Source organism: Kitasatospora misakiensis, assembly GCF_042656005.1.
GTDB classification, from domain to species: domain Bacteria; phylum Actinomycetota; class Actinomycetes; order Streptomycetales; family Streptomycetaceae; genus Kitasatospora; species Kitasatospora misakiensis.
In genome coordinates, this window is the sequence record NZ_JBHSOF010000005.1 from 152,521 (window position 1) to 174,796 (window position 22,276).

At 74.7% G+C, this 22,276-nt stretch carries 17 protein-coding genes; 6 read left to right on the forward strand and 11 right to left on the reverse strand.

Translation table 11 applies throughout. From position 1 onward, the window contains the following. Window positions 1–69: 69 nt before the first annotated feature. Window positions 70–147, reverse strand: coding sequence for a tryptorubin family RiPP precursor (locus ACFP3U_RS06615; RefSeq protein ID WP_350540985.1), 78 nt, complete (start codon window positions 145–147; stop codon window positions 70–72). Window positions 148–845: 698 nt separating this feature from the next. On the opposite strand from ACFP3U_RS06615, the gene ACFP3U_RS06620 reads away from it, so the two are divergent. Then, a complete protein-coding gene (locus ACFP3U_RS06620) occupies window positions 846–4,784 on the forward strand; it encodes a tetratricopeptide repeat protein (RefSeq protein WP_380224269.1) in 3,939 nt (1,312 codons plus the stop codon). 30 nt (window positions 4,785–4,814) lie between these two features. On the opposite strand, the gene ACFP3U_RS06625 is transcribed toward ACFP3U_RS06620, so the two are convergent. Then, window positions 4,815–5,657 carry an inositol monophosphatase family protein gene (locus ACFP3U_RS06625; protein ID WP_380224270.1) on the reverse strand — a complete coding sequence of 281 codons (843 nt, stop codon included), beginning with the start codon at window positions 5,655–5,657 and terminating at the stop codon, window positions 4,815–4,817. A gap of 99 nt (window positions 5,658–5,756) precedes the next feature. Beyond that, the gene (locus ACFP3U_RS06630; protein WP_380224271.1) at window positions 5,757–6,485 is read right to left on the reverse strand and encodes a hypothetical protein; all 729 of its coding nucleotides are present in this window, start codon (window positions 6,483–6,485) and stop codon (window positions 5,757–5,759) included. Window positions 6,486–6,765: 280 nt separating this feature from the next. On the opposite strand from ACFP3U_RS06630, the gene ACFP3U_RS06635 reads away from it, so the two are divergent. Continuing rightward, the gene (locus ACFP3U_RS06635; RefSeq protein ID WP_380224272.1) at window positions 6,766–7,320 is read left to right on the forward strand and encodes a hypothetical protein; all 555 of its coding nucleotides are present in this window, start codon (window positions 6,766–6,768) and stop codon (window positions 7,318–7,320) included. 80 nt (window positions 7,321–7,400) lie between these two features. On the opposite strand, the gene ACFP3U_RS06640 is transcribed toward ACFP3U_RS06635, so the two are convergent. The 5 genes from ACFP3U_RS06640 to ACFP3U_RS06660 form a co-directional block, all read right to left on the reverse strand. Continuing rightward, entirely contained in the window at window positions 7,401–8,732 is a 1,332-nt protein-coding gene (locus ACFP3U_RS06640; RefSeq protein WP_380224273.1) for an NADH-quinone oxidoreductase subunit D, read from the reverse strand. A gap of 247 nt (window positions 8,733–8,979) precedes the next feature. After that, window positions 8,980–9,831, reverse strand: coding sequence for an MFS transporter (locus ACFP3U_RS06645; RefSeq protein WP_380224274.1), 852 nt, complete (start codon window positions 9,829–9,831; stop codon window positions 8,980–8,982). A 127-nt stretch (window positions 9,832–9,958) separates the two neighbouring features. Further along, window positions 9,959–10,432, reverse strand: coding sequence for a DUF3093 family protein (locus ACFP3U_RS06650; protein ID WP_380224275.1), 474 nt, complete (start codon window positions 10,430–10,432; stop codon window positions 9,959–9,961). A 140-nt stretch (window positions 10,433–10,572) separates the two neighbouring features. Further along, entirely contained in the window at window positions 10,573–11,427 is an 855-nt protein-coding gene (locus ACFP3U_RS06655) for a class I SAM-dependent methyltransferase (RefSeq protein ID WP_380224276.1), read from the reverse strand. A 74-nt stretch (window positions 11,428–11,501) separates the two neighbouring features. Beyond that, window positions 11,502–11,900, reverse strand: coding sequence for a nuclear transport factor 2 family protein (locus ACFP3U_RS06660; RefSeq protein WP_380224277.1), 399 nt, complete (start codon window positions 11,898–11,900; stop codon window positions 11,502–11,504). Window positions 11,901–12,082: 182 nt separating this feature from the next. Here ACFP3U_RS06660 and ACFP3U_RS06665 point away from each other — a divergent pair, with 182 nt between their 5' ends. After that, complete coding sequence (locus ACFP3U_RS06665) at window positions 12,083–12,706, forward strand: GNAT family N-acetyltransferase (RefSeq protein ID WP_380224278.1); 624 nt, start codon at window positions 12,083–12,085, stop codon at window positions 12,704–12,706. Window positions 12,707–12,780: 74 nt separating this feature from the next. Here ACFP3U_RS06665 and ACFP3U_RS06670 read toward each other — a convergent pair whose 3' ends face one another. Both ACFP3U_RS06670 and ACFP3U_RS06675 read right to left on the reverse strand, forming a co-directional pair. Further along, window positions 12,781–14,004 carry a serine hydrolase domain-containing protein gene (locus tag ACFP3U_RS06670; RefSeq protein WP_380224279.1) on the reverse strand — a complete coding sequence of 408 codons (1,224 nt, stop codon included), beginning with the start codon at window positions 14,002–14,004 and terminating at the stop codon, window positions 12,781–12,783. A 192-nt stretch (window positions 14,005–14,196) separates the two neighbouring features. After that, complete coding sequence (locus ACFP3U_RS06675; RefSeq protein ID WP_380224280.1) at window positions 14,197–14,403, reverse strand: hypothetical protein; 207 nt, start codon at window positions 14,401–14,403, stop codon at window positions 14,197–14,199. A gap of 508 nt (window positions 14,404–14,911) precedes the next feature. Between ACFP3U_RS06675 and ACFP3U_RS06680 the strand changes: the two genes are divergently transcribed. From ACFP3U_RS06680 to ACFP3U_RS06690, 3 genes are all read left to right on the forward strand, one after another. Then, window positions 14,912–15,406: a hypothetical protein gene (locus ACFP3U_RS06680; RefSeq protein WP_380224281.1), complete on the forward strand. Its 495-nt coding sequence runs from the start codon at window positions 14,912–14,914 to the stop codon at window positions 15,404–15,406. A 219-nt stretch (window positions 15,407–15,625) separates the two neighbouring features. Next, window positions 15,626–19,126: a tetratricopeptide repeat protein gene (locus ACFP3U_RS06685; RefSeq protein WP_380224282.1), complete on the forward strand. Its 3,501-nt coding sequence runs from the start codon at window positions 15,626–15,628 to the stop codon at window positions 19,124–19,126. A 146-nt stretch (window positions 19,127–19,272) separates the two neighbouring features. Next, on the forward strand, window positions 19,273–20,421 hold the full coding sequence (locus tag ACFP3U_RS06690) for a peptidoglycan recognition protein family protein (RefSeq protein ID WP_380224283.1): 1,149 nt from the start codon (window positions 19,273–19,275) through the stop codon (window positions 20,419–20,421). 64 nt (window positions 20,422–20,485) lie between these two features. On the opposite strand, the gene ACFP3U_RS06695 is transcribed toward ACFP3U_RS06690, so the two are convergent. After that, window positions 20,486–21,517 carry a PLL family lectin gene (locus ACFP3U_RS06695; protein WP_380224284.1) on the reverse strand — a complete coding sequence of 344 codons (1,032 nt, stop codon included), beginning with the start codon at window positions 21,515–21,517 and terminating at the stop codon, window positions 20,486–20,488. Window positions 21,518–22,276 lie beyond the last annotated feature (759 nt).

Consider the following 22,276-nt stretch of genomic DNA (forward strand, 5'->3'; position numbering starts at 1 on the left):
GGGTGGCACTCGCCGGGCACGCGTCCGACGGTCGGACCGTCGGACGGACCGTCGGACGGACCGCCGGAATTAGATCCAGCCGTACCAGGCGTAGGCCTTCAGGCTCTTCTCCGGCATGACCTTCTTCACGAAGTGAACGAGCTTCATGACAGCACCTCCATGTCTGCGAAAACAATGACGGACAACGACCTGACGGTGGTTCGCAGTGAGAAACTCCGCAGAATTCCGGGTTCCGCTTCCACCCGCCGCAACGAGTGAATCCCAGGCGAAATTCACGGTCAAGTGACGCAGGTCACTCGAAGTACCGCCAGTCCGGATGGTTTGACCGTCCGTCCACGACCCGAGCCGTCGTTGACGCGAGCGCGCCAGTGCTGGTCAGGGCCACGGCCGGAGGGTGGCGGCCGGATGAACGGACCGTTCCGGGCGGGGGTCCGACAGCGGGCGGAGAGCCTCAACGGAACGTTCGGTCTGCCTCATGGGGCACGGCGACTGCCCGGTCGTGGCGTCCGCGTCAGCTCTACGAGGGGCGGGCGGGCGTCCGTACCGTGCCTACCCGCGACGTGGCCCACCTCTCCGTGGAGTCCACCGGCCCGGGCGAGTGGTCCGTCCAGCTGTACACCCCGCCGATATGGGCGAGTTGACCGGCGCCCGCGGCGGTCCGCGCGACGCCCGACCCCGCCCGGGCGCCGCCCGAGGCCGCAGGTGGGAGCGGTTTCGCGGAGCAGTCTTTGACGGATCGTTACCGGCTCTTTGCATCCGGACGCGCGGGTCCGGCGACGGCGCCGCTAGCCTGTGCTCCGCAGCGGAACGGCCGCCCGGCCGCACCGCTCTGGCTGGGGGCGATTGTGGTCGAACGTCTGGTGCTGGACCTCCACGCAGACGGCCGGATGACGGTGACGGAGTGGCCGTCCGGGGAGGCGTCCCCGGGCCCCGCCATCGACGCCGGATGGCTGCGCCGGCCCCTGGCCGACGCGCCGATGGAGAGCCTGCGCTGGTACCTGGAGGAGTACCTGCCGACCCCGCTCGGCGCCTACGGCGAGCGCGGCCCGCAGGTCGCCCGACAGCTCCCGGAGTGGGGCACGCGCGTGTTCTCCGTGCTGTTCGGGTCCGGTCCGGGCAGGGACGCCTACCACCGGGCGCGCCACCGTGGTGGCGGGCTGGAGATCGTGCTGCGCTCGGGCTCCGCCCAGCTCCTCGCCCTGCCCTGGGAGCTGATGACGGATCCGGCCCTCCCGTCGCCACTGGTACTGGACGAGGGCGTCGTGCTGAGCCGCCGGACGCCGTACAGCGCGGACGCCGGCGCAGGCCAGGGCGACTTCGAGGTCTTCCAGGTCGGCGGGTCGCGCCTGCGGGTGCTGCTGGTGATCGCCGGGCCGGACGACCCCGCCGGGCCCGGCCACCGCACGATCGCCCGCCCACTCCTGCGGCGCGTCCGGGCGGCGCGCGGTGCGGTCGACCTCCACGTCCTGCGCCCGCCGACGCTCGCCCGGCTGGGCGAGGTGCTGCGCGAGGCGCGGGAGGAGGGCCGACCGTTCCAGCTTGTGCACTTCGACGGCTCCGGGGCACTCACCGGAGGCAGCGGCAGGGGCGTGGGCGGCGAGGCGTACGGCCCGGACGGAGCGCTGACCTTCGAACGGCCGGGCGGCGGCACGGAACCGGTACCGGTCGAACGGGTCGCCCGGGTGCTGGCCGCCGCCGACGTCCCCCTGGTGGTCCTCGGCCCCGGCCGGACGGGCGCCGAGGCCGGACTCCCGGAGGCCGCGGCGGCCGCCCGGCTGCTCCGGGAGGGCGCCCACGCCGTGCTCGCGCTGCCGTACGGCATCAGCGCGCCGGCCGCCGCCGGGTTCCTGACGGCCTGCTACGAGCGCCTGCGCGCCGGCGACCGGGTCGCCCCGGCCGTGGCGGCCGGCCGCCGGTGGCTGGCCGCGCAGGACCGGCGTACCTCCCCCAGGGGCGCGGTGCCGCTCGCCGACTGGATGGTCCCGGTCCTGCACGCCCGGGGGGAGGTGGCCCTGCCCGGACTGCGCAGCGAGCCGGCCGGGGCGGACCGCGGCGTCGCGACCGCCTCCCGGGTCCGGGAGGACGAGGAGGCGGGCACCCCGGACACGTGGGGAACGGCGGACACCCCGGACGCCTGGGGGGACCCGACCCCCGTCGGGGAGTTCGTCGGACGCGACGGCCTGCTGCTCGCACTGGACGCCGCCGCCCGGGCGCACCCGGTGATCCTCCTGCACGGCGTCGCCGGCGTCGGCAAGACGGAGCTGGCGAAGGCCTTCGGCCGCTGGAGCCTGGAGACCGGCGCGCTGGACGGGCCGGACGCGGTGATCCTGCACGCCTTCGAGCCGGGGGCGGCCCCCGGCGGCCCGGCCGGGGTGGTCGAGGGGATCGGCCGCCGGCTGTTCACCACCGAGGACTTCGACCCGCTGACGCCCGCCGAGCGTCAGGACGCCGTCGAACAGGCGCTGGCCACCCGGGACCTGCTGCTGATCCTGGACGGCGTCGACGCCCCGCCCGCGGGCCCGAACCCAGTGGACGAGGACCGCGCCGAGCTCCGGGCCTTCCTCGACCGGGTGGCCCGGCACGGGCGCAGCACCGTCCTGCTCACCGCCCGCACCCGGGAGGACCGGCTCGGCCCCGCACCGCTGCGGATCGAGGTGCCGGGACTCGACCCCGGCGAGGCCGTCGACTACGCCGAGCAGCTGCTCACCCCCACCCCCGACACCGTCCGCAAGCGCGGGCTGCGGGTGTTCGGCGAGTTGCTGGAGTGGCTGGGCGGGCATCCGCTGAGCATGCGGCTCGTCCTGTCCTCGCTGGACGCGCACGAGCCGTGGCAGGTGCTGGACACCCTGGTGCGCAGCACGGCCGCCGCGCCAGCCGCCTCGGATGCCTTGGACGCCTCAGACGCCTTGGACCACGCCGTCGGCGGGTCGTCCGTCCCGGCCGCGCTCACGGTGAGCACCGCCTACGCGCTGGACCGGCTCGGCGCGGCCGACCGACGGGCCCTGACGGCCGTCGCGCTCTTCCACGGGACCGTCGACGCCGCGGTGCTCGCGCTGCTCTCCCGCCATCCGCTCGCGCCCGACCGCTTCCGGGGCCTCGGCACCGAGGAGTGGCAGCGGCTGCTGCGGCGGGCCGCCGACCTCGGTCTGCTCACGGCCCGCGGCCGCACCGCCTACCACGTCCACCCCGCGCTCGCCGACCACCTCACGGCCGGGTGGCGCGCGGCCGAGCCCGGGTTCGCCGAGCAGTACGAGGCCGCGTCGCAGGCCCTGCTCGGCGCCCTGGTCAACTTCTGCCTGCTGCTCTCCCGCGAACTGCGCGGTGGAAGCGCCGAGTTCGCCCTGGCCGCCCTGGACCTCCAGCGGCGGACGATCGGCAACCTGCTCGACCGCGCCGTCGACCGGGGCCTGTGGCTCCAGTCCCTGGCGCTCGTCCGGCCGCTCCACGAGCACTGGAACGCCCGGGGCCTCGACACCGAGGCGCGGCACTGGATCGACCGGGTACGGCCCACCCTGGAGGGACCGGACGGCACGCCGCCCGACCCCGACAGCCCGGCCGGTTCGCTCTGGCTGTACCTGGTCGGTGCCGACGCCCGGCGGCTGCTGCGGCTGGGCCTGGTCGACGAGGCTGACCGCGCCTTCCGGGAGATCCACCACGCCGCCGAGCGGCAACCGCCCGGCCCCGACCAGCTCGACGACCTCGCCGACTGCTACCAGCAGCTCGGCCGACTCGCCGTCGACCGGGGCGACCTCGCCGACGCCGAGGCGTGGTACCTGCGGTCGCAGGCCCTGCTGGAGCAGCTCGGCGACCAGGACGGCCTCGCGCTCGGCCACCACCAGCTGGGGGTGATCGCCCACCGGCTCGGCCGGCCCGCCGACGCCGAGCAGCGGACCCGGCAGGCGCTCGGCCTCTTCGAGCGCCTGGGCGAGACCACGCGGGCGGCCGGCTGCCACCACCAACTCGGCCTCCTGGCCGAGGAGCAGGGCCGTTTCGAGGAGGCCCACGGGTGCTACGGGCGCGCGCTGGCGGCCGTCGACCGGCCGGCCGACCTGCCCGGCGCGGCGGAGCTGCTCCACCGGCTCGCCGCCGTCGCCGCCGAACTGGGCCGGCTCGCCGAGGCCGAGAGCTGGTGCGAGCAGGCGCTGGACCTCGCCGAGGCGGCGGGCAGTCCGCCCGGCACCGCCGACGCCCATCACCGGCTGGGCGTGCTGGCCTGCGCGCAGGAGCGGTTCGCGGAGGCCGAGGCCCGGCACCGCAAGGCCCTGGAGATCCGGCAGGACATCGACGACCGGGCCGGCACGGCCGCCAGCCAGCACCAGCTCGGCGTCGTCGCGACCCGCCGCGGGGACCTCGACGAGGCAGAGGGCTGGTACGCGCGGGCCCTGGCGGTCCGGGAGGAGCTCGGCGACCAGGCCGGGGTCTCGGCCGGCCACCACCAGCTCGGGCTGACCGCCCAGACGGGCGGCCGGGCGGCGGACGCGGAGGCCCGCTACCGCAAGGCGCTGGACGTCTCGCACCGGATCGGCGACACCCCCGGGCTGGCGCGGACCTTCGGGCAGTTCGGGCTGTTCGCGGCGGAGCAGGGGCGGCCGCGGGAGGCGATGGAGTGGCTGGTGCGCAGCATCACCTGCTTCGAGGAGTTCCCGCACCCGATGACCTGGCCGAGCGTGGTCGGCCTGCGGCGGCTGGCCCTCGACCTCGGCCCGCGGGCCGTCGAACGGGCCTGGCGCTCGGTCACCGGCCGCCGGCTGCCGGACGCCGTCCGGGAGCAGCTCGCGGGCTGACCGGGAGCCCCCGGCGGCCGGTCGCGCCCGTCAGATCGCCGCCTCCTCACCGAGGAGGAGGCGGCGGATCCGGGCGAGGGTGGCGGCGTCCCGGGCCGTGGTGAAGGGGAGCCTGTTGCCCCCGGCCAGCCGGAACGGCGCACCCGTGAGAGTCGCGTGCGCGCCGCCCGCCTCGGCGACCAGGAGCAGCCCGGCCGCGTGGTCCCAGGCGTTCTCCCAGGCGAACACGGTGGCGTCGACGGCACCGCGGGCGATCGCCAGGTACTCGAGCCCGGCCGAGCCCGCGCAGGGCCGCGTGCGCACGCCCTCGGTGCGCAGGCCGAGCAGGGCGCGCTTGCGGGCGGGCGTGGTGTAGCGGGGGTGGGAGGCGGCGATCTCCAGCGACGCGCCGGGCTCGGGCGATCCGGCCCGCAGCGGAACGCCGTCCAGGTGGGCGCCGCCGCCCCGCAGGGCCGTCGCCATCTCGTCGCGGGTCGGGGAGTACGTCCAGGAGGCCAGCAGTTCGCCGTGGTGGGCGAGGGCGACCAGGGTGCAGAACCCCTCCTCGCCGCGGACGAAGGTGCGGGTCCCGTCGATCGGGTCCACGATCCAGACCGGGCGGTCGCCGGCCAGCTCCGCGTACAGACCCGGGTCCGCGTCGACCGCCTCCTCCCCCACCACGACCGAGCCGGGGAGCAACTCCGTCAGAGCGGCCGTCAGGTGCGCCTCCGCACCCCGGTCGGCGACGGTCACCAGGTCGTGCGGCCCCTTCTTCTCGGCCACCTGGTCAGCGGTGAGCGCGCGAAAGCGCGGCATGATCTCAGCGGCCGCCGCCCGCCGGACCGCCTCCTCCACCGGGCCCAGGCACTCCGCGGCGAAACGTTCGTCGATCATCTGCCCATCAGACCACACCCACGGACATCACAGCCCCGACCGAACAGACGGACGGCCCACGAAGGCCCCCCGGAACCCCGGACCGGGCCCCTCCACGCCTCATTCCATGATCGGCCCCGGTGCCGCCCCGGCGGGGGCCCGGCCCAGCAGTCGGGCCGGTGACGCCATCGTGCCGTACCAGGTGTTCCCGCACTCGTCCGCGACCGGAGCCCAGGCGGCCACCACCGGGAGCTCGGCATGGTCGCCGGCCTCCAGCGGAGGCAGCCGCCAGGACATGCCGTGGTGGTTCCCGAAGTCCACGCCCCAGGACCGGAGCGAACGGTCGCCGACCTCGTCGATCAGCGCCGCCCATCGCCGGGGCACTTCGCCCACGAGAGCCGCGTCGCAGACCGCATCCTCGTCGTGACCGCCGACGGTGAGCCTGGTCGTCAGATCCTCCACGGTGATCGCGGCGAACGCCTGTCCCCCGTCCCACTCCGCATCGGCGTCCACCGGGAGTTCCGCCGGCAGCGACGCGGAGAACCGCACCTGCGCGAGCCGGGCCAGGGCGTCGATCCGCCAGACCGCCGCCCGGCATGCGGTCAACGGCCCCCAGACCTCCGGGTCGAGCGCGGGATCGAACGGGGTGAGCAGCAGTTCCACCCGGGCCGAGGCGCCGGTCCAGCGGGCGACCGTGCGGCCGCCCGGCAGCGCGAACAGCTCATCGGGCACCGGCGGGAGGCGGGTCGCCCCGATGACCGTGTCGAAGCCCAGCGGGCCGAACGGCGTGTCGACGGCCGGCCGATCGGCCGGCCGCAGGCGGGTGCGTGGGACCGTGGGCAGCAGCATCGGCCCAGCGTAACGGGGGTTCACGGTGGCCGACCGGCCGAGGTCCGCGTGACGGCGCCGGGGGCCGGCCCGCCGCCGCCCACCTCAACGTCCGATGACGGAGGGGACGATCACCCGGATCGAGCGGATCACCGAGTCGTCTGAGCACCTCCGACCCGGCGTGCGGCGGCTGGTGCGCGCCCCCTTGAGCTACGGGTCGTACCGGTTGTCGCCAAGCCTTGACACTGCGTCACAGGCCGAGAACCCTGGTGCTGTATTCCAGAGACGCGAGGGACACGGCATGCCATGGTTTGACGAGAGCAAGCGCCACCAGGGTTTCCCGGCGGCGGTGTTGGCGGACGGCAGTGAGCCGGCGCCGTTGCCGGACGGGCGCACCACCTGGTGGCTCTACAACGGTGCGGACGGTCCTCGGGCCACTGCGGTGCGCGGTGGTTGCAGCTGCGGCTGGCGGGGTGAGCGGGTGCACCCGTTGGACTTCGGTGACGACGGGGCGACCGAGGCGGTGGGCGAGGCCACCGGGCCGTTCGCGGACTGGGAGTGGCACGTCGACCTGGCCGAGGGTGTGGTGCCGCGCGAGGTCGAGGAACTGGTCGCGGCGCTGGTGGACCGGATCTGCGACCTGACGGAAAGCCGGCCGTACGCCGCCGCCCGTGCGGCCGCCCGGTTCGAGCGGGCCGCCGGTTCGACCGCGCTGCTGGCCGGCCGCAAGGCCCGCAGCAACCTGATGACCTGGGAGTACATCGGCCGCGCCTTCGGCTGCGGGCCGGCGGAGGCGCTGGGGCGGTTCGGCGAGACGCTGGACGACGTCGACCGGGGTGCTGGGGGCGAGTTCTGAGGTGTCGGTGCCCAGGGGGGCCGTCGCACCTGTCGTCCGCGTCCGGCCCGTCCGCCGGCGCGTCCGCGGTGCGACGGCTCTCAGCGGTCCACGCCCCCCATCACCGGGTCGATGCTCGCCACCGCGACGATGACGTCCGCGACCTGCCCGCCCTCGCACATCGCGGCCATCGTCTGCAGGTTGGTGAAGCTCGGGTCGCGGAAGTGCACCCGGTACGGCCGCGTGCCGCCGTCGGAGACGACGTGCACGCCCAACTCGCCCCTGGCGGACTCGACCCCCACATAGACCTGGCCGACCGGGACGCGGAAGCCCTCCGTCACCAGCTTGAAGTGGTGGATCAGCGCCTCCATGGACTCGCCCATGATCTTCCGGATGTGGTCGAGCGAGTTGCCCAACCCGTCCGGGCCGACGGCCAGTTGGGCCGGCCAGGCAATCTTCTTGTCGGCCACCATCACCGGGCCCGGGGCCAGCCGGTCCAGGCACTGCTCGACGATCCGCAGCGACTGGCGCATCTCCTCCAGCCGGATCAGGAACCGGCCGTAGGAGTCCGCGGTGTCGGCGGTGGCGACCTCGAAGTCGTAGTTCTCGTAACCGCAGTAGGGCTCGGTCTTGCGCAGGTCGTGCGGCAGGCCGGTGGCCCGCAGGATCGGGCCGGTGGCGCCGAGCGCCAGGCAGCCGGCCAGGTCCAGGAAGCCGACGTCGACCAGCCGGGCCCTGAAGGCCGGGTTGTTGGTCGCCAGCTTGTCGTACTCCGGCAGCCGCGAGCGCAGCAGCTTCACGCCCTCGCGGATCTGGTCCTGCGCACCCGGGGGCAGGTCCTGCGCCAGGCCGCCCGGCCGGACGTAGCCGTGGTTCATCCGCAGGCCCGTCACCAGCTCGAAGATGTCGAGGATGACCTCGCGGTCACGGAAGCCGTAGACCATCAGCGTGGTGGAGCCGATCTCCATCCCGCCGGCGGCCAGCGCCACCAGGTGCGAGGAGATCCGGTTGAGCTCCATCATCAGCACCCGGATCACGCTCGCCCGCTCCGGGACGTCGTCGGTGATCCCGAGCAGCTTCTCCACCGCCAGGCAGTACGCGGTCTCGTTGAACAGCGGGGCCAGGTAGTCCATCCGGGTCACGAAGGTGGTGCCCTGGACCCAGTTGCGGAACTCCATGTTCTTCTCGATGCCGGTGTGCAGGTAGCCGATGCCGCAGCGGGCCTCCTTCACCGTCTCTCCGTCGATCTCCAGGATCAGCCGCAACACACCGTGAGTGGACGGGTGCTGCGGACCCATGTTGACGATGATCCGCTCGTCGTCGGCCCGGCCGACGGCCTCGACCACCTCGCCCCAGTCGCCGCCCGTGACGGTGTAGACGCGGCCCTCGGTCGTGTCCCGCGCTCCTGCCGACTCGTCCTCGATGCCGCTCATCAGCCGTATGACCTCCGCTCGGGCCGCCGGTTGCGCCAGGTGCGTCCGTATCGCGGCGCGCGGTCGGGCACGACGGGGCAGCGGCCCGTCTCAGCCGGCTGGCCCTCGTCCCGGCCGCACGGGCACGAATTGCCGGCATGGGGGCTGCTCAAGTCCAGGATCGCGCACATCAGCCAGAGCCACACTGCGGAACGGTCAGGCGCTTCTGGCCCGGGCAGCCTGTTTTCGTGATGCTGCGGGCGCGCGCTCAGCCCTCGGCGTCCGCGGTGAGGGGGCCGGGCAGCAGGGCGGCGAGGGCCAGGGCCGCCGCCACCGCCGCGACGCCGCAGAGGGCCGCCCGCAGGCCGGCCGCGGAGGCGGTCAGGCCCACCACGGCGGGGCCGAGCAGGCACCCCCCGTAGCCGAGCGAGGCGACGACGGCCACGGCGGACGAACGGCCCTCGGGGCGGGCCCGCTCCCCGGCCAGCGAGAGGACCGTGGGCGCGCACACGGAGGTGCCCAGGCCCGCCACGACGAGGCCGACCAGCATCGACCGCACGCCCGGCGCCAGCGCGGCGGCCAGCGTGCCGACGGCCGCCACCGCCGCGCCCAGGGCCAGCAGGTGCCGCTGCGGCAGCCGGGCCGTGAGCCCGTGCCCGGCCAGGCGGCCGACGGCGGCGGAGGCCGCGAACACCACCGGCCCGGCGGCAGCGGCACCGGAGCCGGTGTGGAACACGGAGCGCAGTATCACCGCGCTCCAGCTCTGCCAGGCGTTCTCGACCAGGTACGCGAGCGCGCACAGCGCCCCGAGCGCCAGCAGCGGCCGGTTCGTGACGGGCGCCCGCCGCCAGTCGCGCCCGGGGCGGGGTGCGGCCACCGCCATCAGCAGGACGATCACGGCGACGGCCGAGCGGCCGAAGCGGTCCACGGCCGCGCCCGCCGGGCGCATCGAGCCGAGCGCGCCGAAGCCGATCATGAGGACGGCGACGCCGAGTTCGCCGTCGTCCACCCCGGCCCGCCGCTGGATCTCCGGGACCAGCGCGCCCCAGGTACCCCAGAACACCCCGTACACGCCGAACCCCACCAACACCTGTACGCGCACCAGCACCACCAGTCCCATCCGTCACTCACGGGGAGGGCCCTTCCCATCGGCCCGCCCACGCAGCGCTCGCCGGGGAGGGCGCCAAAGAGCGCGGCCCGGCGCGCCCGCGGCCCCGGGCGCCGTGGAGGGCGACGGTGGGAAGGCGTCAGCGCGAGCCGGCTGCCGGGCTGGTGCAGTGGTCGCGGGCCTCGGTCAGGGCGGCGGCGAGGGCCGTGGGACGGCGGGTGGAGAGGTAGACGTAGGGGCAGAGCAGGGAGGGTTCGGCGACCTCGACGCGGACCGCCCGCGGGAGGTAGCTGCGGATGAGGAGGCGGGCCCGGGGGCCGGCGAGGCGGGTGCGCCAGGCGAAGGCGGCGGCCTCGTCCAGGATCTCGACCGCACCCACGTGCTCACCGCGCAGGACGATCGGTCCGGCCACCAGCACGCCGTCGCAGACCCGGATCCGCACGCCGCCGTAGCTACCGAACGCCGGGGCGAGCGCCAGCAGCAGAATCGTGCCGCCGGCCGCGGCGAGCAGCGGGGAGAGCGGGAGCAGGGCGGCCGTGAGCCCGGCGACGGCCGCCAGCGCGGCCAGCCACCAGCGCAGTGGGACGGAGAGTCGTTCGTCGTAGATCACCACATCCGGGATGCTGCCATGCCGTCAGCCGGGCGCCGACGAGGGGCCGCCGGTCGGCGGGGGCGTGGTGTCGGCCAGGAGGTCGAAGGCCGGGCCGCCGACCCCACTGACGCCCCGCCCCGACCGGTCCGCTCAGCGAGCGGTCAGCGGGCGGTCAGCGAGTAGGCCGACAGCGGCGTGTTGCCGCGCTCCTTCGCCAGGGACCGAAGCACATCCGCCTGGCTCAGCACCAAGTCCCGTACCGCCTGCGGCAGCTCGGCCATCCGGTCGACGTCGTCGAGCAGCGACGTGCAGGCGTCCACCTCCCAGTCGCTGTCCTGCAGGTCGGTCGTGTCCACGGCCTGCCCCGGGACGGGGGCCCAGCCTGTCGCCGGGAGGACCCGGAGCAGGCTTTCCCGGGAGAACGGCGTGCGCACATTGCCTTCGCCTCTCGACCCGCCGGCCTCGATCTGTCCCTGGATCAGGACGGCCAGCAGGTGGGGCAGTTGGTCGGCCGAGCGGGGTGCGAGGTCCCACTCGGCGAAACACAGGTTCCGCGACCAGCGGCGGACCCGGGCGAGGATCTCCCGCAGCTGATCCAGGGAGGCGAAGTACCAGGAGCAGTGCGCCAGGACGGCGTAGTCGAACCCGTTGTCGGGGAAGGCGACCGCCTCGTCGAGGACGTCCACGCCGAAGCGGAAGTCGATCCGGGAGCCCAGCGGCGTCGCCTTGAGGTGCTCCGCCGACTGCCCCAGCGTGACCGGGGCGCCGTACGACGGATCCGCGATGTCGACGGCGACCACCCGGCCCCGCGGGCCGACGGCCTCGGCGAGGACCGCCGTCATGTCGCCCTGTCCGCAGCCGACCTCCAGGACCGACGCTCCGGCCGGGATGCCCCAGTTGGAGACGAGTGCGGCCCGGTAGCGGGTCTGGGCCAGCTGGATGTCGGCGCTCACGTCGGCGGCGGCCATGGCGGCCGCGATCGAGGGCGCTTTCGCCATCAGATCGGTCTTGTTCACAGAATCCTTCGTCGTACGCCGGACAGGCGAGGAGGCCGGAGCCAGGAGCCGGGAACCAGGAGCCGGGAACCGGCTCAGACCCGGTCGCACCAGGAGAGGGCCGCGATCCGCCAGCCCTCCGGGGTCCGCACGAACTGGATGGTCTTCGTCCCGCCGCCCTCGTAGGCCTCGCCGTCGAGGACGCCGGACTTGCGGTACTCGCCGAAGCGCGACGCGACGTCCCCCTCGATCTCGGTCCGCTCGGAGGTCTCCCACTCCGAGAACCCGACCAGCCGCCCGTCCGACAGCAGCCGTTCGCGCGGCTCGATGAACTCCTCCACGGAGTAGACCGTGAGGGTCGGCCGGGTGCTGACGATCACCCCCTGCGGGAGCATCAGCCGCCGGAGGCGGGCCACGTCGGCCCCCCGGCCCTCCCGATTGTCGAACGCCCCGAAGAACTCGGCGGTCAGCTGGTCGATTTCGGCCTTGGACATGATCCGACCGTAGCACCGCGACGCCCGGCGATCACCCCTTTGACGCCATGTCACACACCACAGACGGACGAGGCTTCCGCCGCCATGCCGCCGACCGTCATGGACGGCACGCACACGTACCGGGGAGCCGCCGGGCGGAAAACCGCTGGCGGCGCGCCTGACGACCCGATAGGAAAGCGCCCATGAGCACTCCCACTCCCCCGGCCGCGCACCCGGACGCCACCGATCCGCGCACCTTCCGCCGCACCACGATCGACCTGGACGACGCGGTGCTCCGGCCGTGGGGGCGCGAGGACGCCGGGTCCGGCCCGTTGCTGGACGGCCTGATCGCCGCCGCGGCCGACCCGCTGATCGCCCTCTGGAACCCGCTCGCGGCCCGCGACCGCGACGCCGCCCTGGCCTGGCTGGAGGCGCGCGAGGACGGCTGGGACCGGGGCGCTGCCGCCCCCTTCGCCGTACTGGACGCCGCCGACGGCTCCCTGCTGGGCTGTGTCAACGTGCGCTGGACCGACCGCGCGGACGGCCTGGCGATGATCGGCTACTGGGCGCCGCCGGCCGGACGCGGCCGGGGTGTGATCACCCGGGCCACCAACGCCGTCACCGGCTGGGCGTTCCGCACGGCCAGCGCCCGCCGGATCGAGATCGCCCACGCGGTGGGCAACGGGGCCTCCTGCCGGGTGGCCCTGAACTGCGGCTACCTTCCCGAGGGCACCTTGCGGGCCTCGCACATCTTCGGCGACGGGACCTACCACGACGAGCACCTGCACGCCCGACTCGCGACCGACCCCGAGCCGGCCCCCCGGTAGTCGCCGACACCGGCCCGCCGACCGCCTCCTGACGGTGCGGCGGGCCCGGGTGGAGCGTCAGTCGGAGAACGCTCCTAGAGCGGGTGGTTCGGCGCGAGCCGGTCGGCGATCAGGCGGGCGATGTCCTGCGCGGTGTTGCGGTCCGGAGCCGCGCAGCCCCGGGTGGTACTGACGGCGATCGCCAGGCGCTCGTCCGGCTGGTAGGCCTCGATCGCGGCGTAGCCGGAGAACGACGGGTTGGACAGCACCCAGCCCTTGTCGATGATGACGCCCAGGCCGAAGTGCTGGGCCTCGGTCTGCGGCAGGCAGACGTCCTTCGGGCAGCCGTTCACCGGGCCGGGCAGGCCGACGGTGCCGGGGTTCAGCTGGGTGCGGAAGGACTCCGGGGAGAGCAGCGCTCCGGTGCCGACCGCCTCGATGGAGCGGGTCAGGTCGCAGACGTCGCTGATCAGGACGGCGCCCGGGGCGGTGGTCCAGGACGGGTTCCAGAAGGTCGACTCCTCGTACGTGCCGCGCGAGGCGGTGAAGGCGTGCAGCACGGGGGTGGGGATGTCGGGTGTGAAGCTGTTGACGGTCTGGCGCATGCCGAGCGGCCCGAAGATCCGCTGCTCCAGCAGGTGGTCCAGGCGGGTGCCGGTGATCCGCTCCAGCGCCGCGCCGAGCAGTACGAAGTTGGCGTGCGAGTAGCTCCAGTTGGTCCCGGGGTCGTACCAGAACTTCTGGCTGGTGGAGAACCCGACGAGTTCCTCCGGGGTCCAGTGCCGGAAGGGCTCGGCGGCGAGCTCGTCCAGGAAGGCCTGGTCGGTGACGTAGTCGGCGAGCCCGGAGGTGGTGTCGCCGAGCATCCGCAGGGTGATCTCGTGGGCGCGCGGCAGGTCCGGCAGCCAGGGGGCGACCGGGTCGTCCAGGCCGATCCGGCCCTCCTCGGCGAGCTGGAGCAGGATGATGCCGAGGAACGGGAAGGCGACCGAACCGGCCCGGAAGTGCATCGCCGGTTCGGCCGGCACGCCGGTCATGGACTCGCCGAGCGCGCCGGTGACGACCTCGTGGCCGTCGACGGTGACGCGCAGGAGGACCGACTTCAGGTCGAGCTCGCCCCGGACCTGCCGGGCGATGTCGAGGACCTCGCGGGCCCGGGGGTCGGCGTCGGGGTCCGAGCGGACACAGGCGTGCGAGGGCGTGGGGGTCTTGACGAGGGCCCGGGCGGCGGCCGGCGGCCCGGCGGGCAGGGCGACGGAGGTCAGGGTCGCGGCCGTGAGGACGGCAGCCGCGAGTGCCCTGGTGCGGGAGAAGGTCATGACCGCACTATGGGCGGACGCTCCGGCCCCGGTCCGGCGCAACACTCCGCAGCGTCCTCCGAGGGGCCCAGTGCCGGGGAGTCCACCCCTCACGGACCTCACCCCGGCGCACGCGAGCGGGACCGCGCACGCGCACCCCCGCGCACGCGAACGCCCCGGAGCCGAGGGCTCCGGGGCGCGAAGAGCGCGGGATCAGCCGTTGGAACGGTCGAACCACTGCAGCCAGTTGGCACGCGGGCCGACGAGGCCGACCGCCGCGTTGCCGGCCTGCAGGCCCGACGAGGCGGAGGGCTGCGGGCTCCCGCCGTGCGCCACCGCGGCGGTCGGCGCGATCACGGCCGCCGCGGCGGCGACGGTCGCGATCACGGCGAACTGGCGGAGCTTTCCACGAACCGACATCTCAGGTTCTCCTTGATGGATGGTCAATAGCCTGGGCCGGCCGACTCCGAGGACGGCCGGGCGGCACACACGTTTGCACACGAACGTGGAAAGTCGGGCCTTTCCGCAACCCGAACCGGGCGAACGGGTGAGAACGTACGCCCCGCGGGTGACACCGGCAGGCCCGTCCGGCCGTACGCCCCCGCACTGCACCCCGACGCGCCCGGGCGGGCCGCGGCGCGCCGCCTGGTCAGGCGGACCGGCACTCCGCCGGCGTCCGCGCGAGCGCCTCCTCCACCGGGGTCGTGGCGCGGCCCGGAAGGACTGACGCCGACGCGGACCCGCGCGGCCCGGCTCCGCGCCCCGACGGCGGGTCGCCCCCGCCGACACCACCCGTCCGGGTGGTTCGCCGCCGTGTCCCGCCCCGGCGGACCGGCCGGGCGCCGATGCTGGCCGTGGCACGGCCGGGCCCGGCCTGCCGCCGTCCGGGGCTCCGGCCGGCGCACACCGGAGGAGACGGGTGACCGCGATGTCCCGAACCTTGATGTCCCGACCGTTGCTGTCCAGGACCGTGCAGGCGGCGTGCGCGGCGGTGGTGCTGGCCGCCGGACCGGCGGCCGCCGCCACCGGCTGCCCCGGCGCGGACCTCGCGGTGGCGGCCGCGAACCCCGCCCCGGTGGCCGACGGCGGCACCACCCTGCTGCATCCGGTGGCGATCAACACCGGTGACGCCGCCACCGCCGAGCCGTTCACGCTGTACGTGCACCTGCCGCCCGGGGTGGTGGGCTCCGGGACGTCCCCCGCAGCCGCCTGCCACACCCTGCCGCACGGCCACACCGTGGCGTGCACCGTCCCGGCCGGGCTGGCGCCGGGTGCCGCGGTCGCCGCCGAGGTGCGGATCTCGGTCGCATCCGGCATGCCGGCCGGGGTGCTGGAGGGCACCGTCGACGCCGACCTGCCGGGCGACCCGACGCCGGCGGACAACAGTGCCCGCTTCGAGATCACGGTCGTCCCCTCCCCGTAGCGACCCGGGCGGCGTCCACCCGATCGCTGTGTGACCGTCGGATCACGTCCTGCACACAACAGATAGCCGAAAGCAGGACAACCCCGGGGCCGATTCACTACGGTCGTCCTCACGACAGCGGCACCGGCGGCACCGGACACGTGGTCGGTGGTGCCGTCGGGTGGGGCGGCAGGGGGTGGCATGGCACAGGCACGGAGGCGTCTGTCGCGTGCGGAGGCGGTGCGTCAGCGCACCGGCGCGCAGTTCATCGGCCGAAGGGCGCAGTTGGCGCTGTTCGCGGACAACCTCGCCCGCGATCCCGATCCGGACTCCGGGCCGGACCCGGCGGACTTCCTGTTCCATGTGCGCGGGGTGGGCGGGGTCGGCAAGTCCACGCTGCTCGCGCAGTGGCGCGAGTCGGCCCGGCGGGCCGGTGCGCTGACCGCGCTGGTCGACGAGACCGATGTGCACGGCGTCGAGACGGCGCTCGCCGCGCTCGCCCGGCAACTCGCCGAACAGGCGGGCCCGCTGCGCGAGTTCGACAAGGCGCTGGAGCAGTACCGGCGTTCGCTCCAGGCCGCGGCCGACCGCGAGCCGGAGCAGCCTCCGGGCGGGGAGGGCGCCTCGCTGCCGACCCGGCTGGTGACCCAGGCGGCGTTCGGGGCGGCCGCGGTGCTGCCGGGCGCCGGCGTGGTCGCGGCCATGGCGAACCCGGACGCGGTGGCCCAGGGCGCCGAGCGCCTCATCGCGGGGGTGCGTCAGCGCCGGCGCGGCGGTGACGTCGAGGAGTCGGCGCTCAGCCGCGCCTTCGTCACCGAGCTCGCCCGGCTCTGCGACCGGGACCGTGGCCGGGAGCACGGACGGGACCACGGCCGGGACCGCGAGCACGGCCGGGACCACGGCGGGCGGCCGTGGATCGTGCTGTTCCTCGACACCTGGGAGCTGACCGGCCGCTATCTCGACGGCTGGCTGCGGGAGATCCTGGACGACGCGTTCGGCCCGCTGCCGCTGGAGGTGGTGTTCGTCCTGGCCGGCCGCGACGAGCTCGCCGAGCGCGAGTGGGCGCCGTGGCGGCCGGTGCTGGTGGACGTGCCGCTGGAGGTGTTCACCGAGCAGGAGGCCCGTGACCTGCTGACGGCCCGCGGGGTCACCGATCCGCTGGTGGTCGACGCGGTGCTGCGGATGTCGATGCGGCTGCCCCTGCTGGTCGCGCTGCTCGCCGCCGCCGACCCCGGCGCGGTCGAGGAGGTCGCGGACGTCGGCGCCGACATGGTCGACCAGGCGGTGGTGCGCTTCCTGCAGTGGATCCCCGAGCAGGAGCGCCGGGACACCGTGCTGGCCGCCGCGCTCCCGTTGCAGCTGAACCGGGACCTCTTCGCCTGCGCCGTGCCGGACGCCGAACCGGCCGTCTGGGACTGGCTGTCGGCGCAGCCCTTCGTCACCGGGCGCGGCGACTTCCTGCAGTACCACGCGGTGGTCCGCACCAGCATGGTGCGCCGGCGCCGGATCCACACCCCGCGGGAGTGGACGGCCGCGCACAGCCGCCTCGCCGAGCACCACGCCGCCGGGCGGACGGCGGTCGAGCAGTACCTGCCGGCGGCGCGGCGCGGTACCGACCCGCGGTGGCGCCGGCACCTGTTGAACGAGACCTACCACCAGTTGTGCGCGGACCCGCTGGTCCATCTGGCCCTCGCCCTGGAGCACACCGCGCGCACCGCCGGGGACGCGCCGGACGCGCTCGCCCCGTGGGCGGAGATGCTCAGCCAGGCCGCGCAGGACAGCGACGACGCCGAACTGACCCGCTGGGCCCGCCGGATCCACGCGGCGGCCGGCGGCGAGCAGCCCGCCCTGGCGGCCCTCGGGGTGCTCGCCGGTCCCGGACTGCCGGTCCGGGTGCGGGCCTGGGCGCTGACCCATCGCGGCTACCAGCACTTCGTCGAGGACCGCGACGACGAGGCCCTCACCGACCTCGACCAGGCCGTGGCGATCGCCGCCGACCTGCCGCAGGCCCTGGCCTACCGCGGACGGGTGCTCAACTGGCACGGCCACCACGAGCAGGCGCTGGCCGACTTCACGGCGGCGCTGGCCCTCGACCCGGAGTACGCGTGGGCGCTGTCCCGGCGCGGCGAGGCCCGTCAGCTGGCGGGGCTGGCCGAGGAGGCGATGGCCGACTTCACGGCGGCGCTCGCGCTCGACCCGGACGACGCCTGGGCACTGGGCTCGCGCGGTCAGGCGCACCGGCTGGCCGGGCGGCTGGAGGAGGCGGTCGCCGACCTCACCGCCGCGATCCTGCTCGACCCGGAGTACGCCTGGGCGCTCACCCAGCGCGGCGAGGCGTTCCGGACGGCGGGCCGGCTGGGCGAGGCGGTCGCCGACTTCACGGCCGCGCTCGCGCTGGATCCCGGCGACGCCTGGGCGTTGAGTTCGCGGGGCCAGGCCTACCGGCAGGCGGGCCGGCTGGACGACGCGATCGCCGACCTGACGGCCGCCCTGGAGCTCGGTCCGGAGAACGCCTGGGCGCTCGCCGAGCGGGGCGAGGCGCACCGGCAGGCGGGCCGGCCCGAGGAGGCGATCGCCGACTTCACGGCGGCCGTGGCGCTCAATCCGGAGCACGCGTGGGCGCTGGGCTCGCGTGCCCAGGCGCACCGGCAGGCGGGCCGGATCGAGGAGGCCGTCACCGACTTCACCGCCGCGCTGGCGCTCAACCCGGAGTATGCCTGGGCGGTCGGCGAGCGCGGTGAGGCGCACCGGCAGGCGGGCCGGTTCGACGAGGCGATCGCCGACTTCACGGCGGCGCTCGCGCTGGATCCGGAGTACGCCTGGGCCCTCGCGGAGCGCGGTGAGGCGCACCGGCAGGCCGGGCGCCCGGCGGAGGCCGTGGCCGACCTGACCGCGGCACTGCTGCTGGACCCCTCGGACGTGTGGGCGCTGCGGGCGCGCGGGCAGGCGTACCGGCAGGCCGGGCGGCTGGACGAGGCGATCGCGGACCTGACCGCCGTCCTCGCGATCGACCCGGAGTACGCCTGGGCGCTGGCGCTGCGCGGCGAGGCGCACCGGCTGGCGGGTGACCTGGAGGAGGCGATCGCCGATCTGAGCGCCGCGCTGGCGCTCGAACCGGACGACGCCTGGGCGCTCGGCTCCCGGGGCCAGGCCCGGCGGCAGGCGGGCCTGGCGGAGGAGGCGATCGCCGATCTGACGGCCGCCGTCACCCGGAATCCGGACTACACCTGGGCGCTCGCCGAGCGCGGTCAGGCGTACCGGCAGGCCGGGCGTCCGGCGGAGGCGGTGGCCGATCTGTCGGCGGTGCTCGCCCGGGACCCGGCGGACGTCGCGGTGCACTGCGCGCTGGCGGCGGCGTACCGGCACGCCGGGCGGTTCGACGAGGCCCGGACGGCGCTGGAGGCGCTGACGCCGGAGGTGGCGGCGACCTCGCCGGTGCTGGTGGAGGTGGCGGTGCTGCGGCTGCTGACGGAGGGGCCGGCCGGTGCGGCGGAGGCCTGGGAGGCCTTCCTGGACTGCCCGTACGAGGATCCGCAGGACCCGTTCGAGGCGGGGGTGCGCAAGCTGCTGCACGGTCTGGTCGCGGGGGACGCCGGGCCGGTGGACCTGGCGCGGGCGTTCCTCGCGGTGCCCGGTGCCCGCGCGGTGCGGGCCGATGTCTGTCTCTATCTCGATGAACTCGCGCGCGCCGGGGCACCGGTGGGAGCGCGGGCGGCGGCGGCCCGGCGGGTCCTCGGGTAGCCGGCGGTGGGCTGCCCGTTCGGGCAACGGAGACTTAGGGTTGCCATCAGAAACGATCATTTGGGTACATTCATGATCGACTCCTGATCAGTTGATCCGTTGATCAGTCAGACCGCGCTTCCCCCCTGCTTCGAGACGGGATCCCGATGTCCAACCCCAGTTCCACCGTGAGCCGCCGCACGCTGGTGACCGCGATCGGCGCCACCGCCGCCGCGCTCGCCACCGCCCCGGCCGCGCAGGCCGCCGCGCCCACCGCTCCGACCCCGGCCGCGCCTGCTGCCCCGGCCGCTCCCGCTCCCGCCGCCGCCCGGACCGTGACCGTCCCGGCCACCCGGGCGCGGTCGGCCGCCGGGCGCGCGGCCGCGGGTGTGCGGACCGACTTCCCGATCCACTACGTCGGGATCAGCTGGGACGGCCCCCGGCGCGGCGGGGCGATCCGCCTCCACCACGAGGAGACCGGGCCGGGTGCCTGGCAGCCGATCACCGCCGGCTGCGCGGGCGGCCCCGACGTCGTGGGCAAGGCGGCCGTCGCCCCGGCCGCGGCCGTACTGGTCCCGGCCGGCGGCGCGGTCGGCTACGACCTGCGGCTGCCCGACGGTGCCGCCAACCTGCGCTCCACCGCCCTCGACACCACCGCGGGCCCGGCCCGCACCGCCGCGCCCTCCGCGACCGCGCCGGCCACCTTCTGCGGCGTCGAGTACCTCAGCCGCGCCGCGTGGGGCGCCGACGAGTCCAAGCGCTTCAAGAACGGCGTGGAGAACTCCCCCGCCAAGTACTACCCGCTGCAGACCCTGACGGTGCACCACACCGACACCCCGAACGGGGACGCCGACCCGGCCGCCACCGTGCGGGCGATCTACGAGTACCACGCCGTCACCCAGGACTGGGGCGACATCGGCTACCACTTCCTGATCGACGAGGCCGGCCGGATCTACGAGGGCCGCTGGTCCGGCGACGACGGCATCCCGGCCGAGGACGCCAACGGCAAGGTGGTGACCGCCTTCCACACCGCGGGCTTCAACTCGGGCAACCTCGGCGTCGCCCTGCTCGGCACCCTGAACACCCAGGACGCCACCCCCGAGGCCCGCCACTCGCTCGCCCTGCTGCTCGCGCACATCACCCGCGCCCACGGGCTCGACCCGCAGGCCCACGTCACCTTCGTCAACCCGGTCAACGGGGTGACCAAGCCGGTCGACCTGATCAGCGGTCACCGCGACTGGCTCGCCACCGACTGCCCCGGCGGCACGATGTACGGCACGCTGCCCGCGCTGCGGGCCGAGGTCGCCGCGCTCTGACGGCCGGCCGCCACGACCCCGGGCATGTTCGCTGCCCGGGGTCGGGCCCGTCGGGCCCTGTCCGTCAGGGCGTGCCGAGCGACCGCCAGCCGGACCAGTCACCGGGGCTGGACTCCCAGTTGTGCTGGACGGTGCCGTCGGGGAACAGCGCGAAGACGTCCAGGCTGCCGTCCGCGTTCCGGGCGACGACCGGGTCCCCGGCCAGGGTGCCGCCGAGCGACGCCCAGTGCGTCCACCCGCGGCCGGCGGGCTGCTGCCCGGCGTACTGGAGCGTACCGTCGGTCCCCCGGCCGAAGACCTCCAGCAGGCCGACGTTGTTCCGGGCGACGGCCTGATCGCCGCTCAGGCTGCCGCCGAGCGACTCCCACCGCCCCGTCCAGCCGTTGCTGGGGGCGGTCTGCCAGATGTGCCAGAGCGTGCCGTCGGTGAAGCGCGCGAAGACCTCCAGCCGGCCGTCGGCATTCTGGACCACCGCCGGATCGCCGGCCACATTGCCACCACCGAGCAGTCTGCCGATCTTCCAGCCGTTGATGAGCGGGCGTTGCCACGCGTGCTCGACCTCGCCGTCGCCGTCGCGGGTGAAGACCTCCAGGTGGCCGTCGGCGTCCGGGGCGGGCGCGGGGTCGCCGACGTTGTTGATCTCGATCGTCCCCCAGGACGACCAGGGGCCGTCGGCGGCGGTCTCCCAGATGTGCTGGACCTCGTTCCCCGTGCTGTGGACGAACACCTCCAGACGGCCGTCGTCGTTCTGGGCGACCGCCGGATCGCCCACCATGGCACCGCCGAGCGACTCCCACCTGGTCCAGCCCCCGACGCCGCCGGTCCCCTGCCGGATGTGCCGCAGGGTGGCGTCCTCGCCACTGTGGACGAAGACCTGGAGCCTGCCGTCGGCATCCGGCGCGGACACCGGGTTGCCCGTCAGGCTGCCGCCGAGCGACTCCCACCGCGACCAGTTCTCGTCATCGTCCGGAGACCACTGCCAGATGTGCTGGAGGGCGCCGTCCGCACCACGGACGAAGGCCTCCAGCCGGCCGTCCGCGTTGCGCCCGATCCAGGAGAACGCGGTGGTGAAACCCGTCCCGACTGTCGTAACCATGAGATTTCCCCTTCCCGGTACGGCGAGGCCGGCCACCGGGGGTCGAACGAAGCTCCGAAGGGGCCGCGCATCGCACCGTTCATCGACTCATCGACCAACTGGTTCGCCCACGATCCTATCCCTCACTCGACGCACCCGTACAGCAACCCTGGGTGTCCACCCGCTCCGCGCGACGGACGGCGGGCCGCCCACAGAACCAGGCCCTCGCGAGTCCCCACCCTGCCGGAGAGACAGCGTGGCAGCAGACGGCTCCTTGCCCCCGCCAAGGGGTTGACGCAATCTCGTTGCTCAAGTCGATGGCCCTCCGCCTCTGGGACGTTGCCGACACGAGCCGAAGTTGCGGTGGCACCTTGATTCCAAGATGCTGAAAAAGAGCTGTGCTGAAGCGGAACCGCGGGGCCAGGTGGCTCTGCCGCTTTCCCTCCTCGAAGGCGCGACGCCTTAACGGCTGGAGGAACCTTGGCAAACCTCAATTCTTCTGAGCAGCACCAAAGCGGTCAGCGCCTGATATTGGGTCTTTCCCATGGCTGGCCCTTGGGATTCGGCCTGTTCTGCGCCATGGCAACCATGGCGTTCGTACTGGTGGAAATCCTCCGCAGCAAGATCTGGCCCATGGGCTCCGCGGCGGAGAATCGTTCTCCGGTGTCACCGCCGACCATACCGCCCCCGCCACCACACGCTCCGGCGCCGCCTGCCCCCCAGAAGCGGATGCAGTCGGCCCGAGGGCCGCGAAGACTGTCGGCACGGTGTAGACCACCG

Bases quoted from the DNA above. Each gene is read 5' to 3' on its own strand.
- ACFP3U_RS06625 (WP_380224270.1), bottom strand. From the start codon at position 5,657: ATGATCGACGAACGTTTCGCCGCGGAGTGCCTGGGCCCGGTGGAGGAG.
- ACFP3U_RS06670 (WP_380224279.1), bottom strand. From the start codon at position 14,004: ATGACCTTCTCCCGCACCAGGGCACTCGCGGCTGCCGTCCTCACGGCC.
- ACFP3U_RS06690 (WP_380224283.1), top strand. From the start codon at position 19,273: ATGTCCAACCCCAGTTCCACCGTGAGCCGCCGCACGCTGGTGACCGCG.
- ACFP3U_RS06665 (WP_380224278.1), top strand. From the start codon at position 12,083: ATGAGCACTCCCACTCCCCCGGCCGCGCACCCGGACGCCACCGATCCG.
- ACFP3U_RS06615 (WP_350540985.1), bottom strand. From the start codon at position 147: ATGAAGCTCGTTCACTTCGTGAAGAAGGTCATGCCGGAGAAGAGCCTG.
- ACFP3U_RS06660 (WP_380224277.1), bottom strand. From the start codon at position 11,900: ATGTCCAAGGCCGAAATCGACCAGCTGACCGCCGAGTTCTTCGGGGCG.
- ACFP3U_RS06630 (WP_380224271.1), bottom strand. From the start codon at position 6,485: ATGCTGCTGCCCACGGTCCCACGCACCCGCCTGCGGCCGGCCGATCGG.
- ACFP3U_RS06640 (WP_380224273.1), bottom strand. From the start codon at position 8,732: ATGAGCGGCATCGAGGACGAGTCGGCAGGAGCGCGGGACACGACCGAG.
- ACFP3U_RS06675 (WP_380224280.1), bottom strand. From the start codon at position 14,403: ATGTCGGTTCGTGGAAAGCTCCGCCAGTTCGCCGTGATCGCGACCGTC.
- ACFP3U_RS06635 (WP_380224272.1), top strand. From the start codon at position 6,766: ATGCCATGGTTTGACGAGAGCAAGCGCCACCAGGGTTTCCCGGCGGCG.
- ACFP3U_RS06645 (WP_380224274.1), bottom strand. From the start codon at position 9,831: ATGGGACTGGTGGTGCTGGTGCGCGTACAGGTGTTGGTGGGGTTCGGC.
- ACFP3U_RS06695 (WP_380224284.1), bottom strand. From the start codon at position 21,517: ATGGTTACGACAGTCGGGACGGGTTTCACCACCGCGTTCTCCTGGATC.
- ACFP3U_RS06680 (WP_380224281.1), top strand. From the start codon at position 14,912: ATGTCCCGAACCTTGATGTCCCGACCGTTGCTGTCCAGGACCGTGCAG.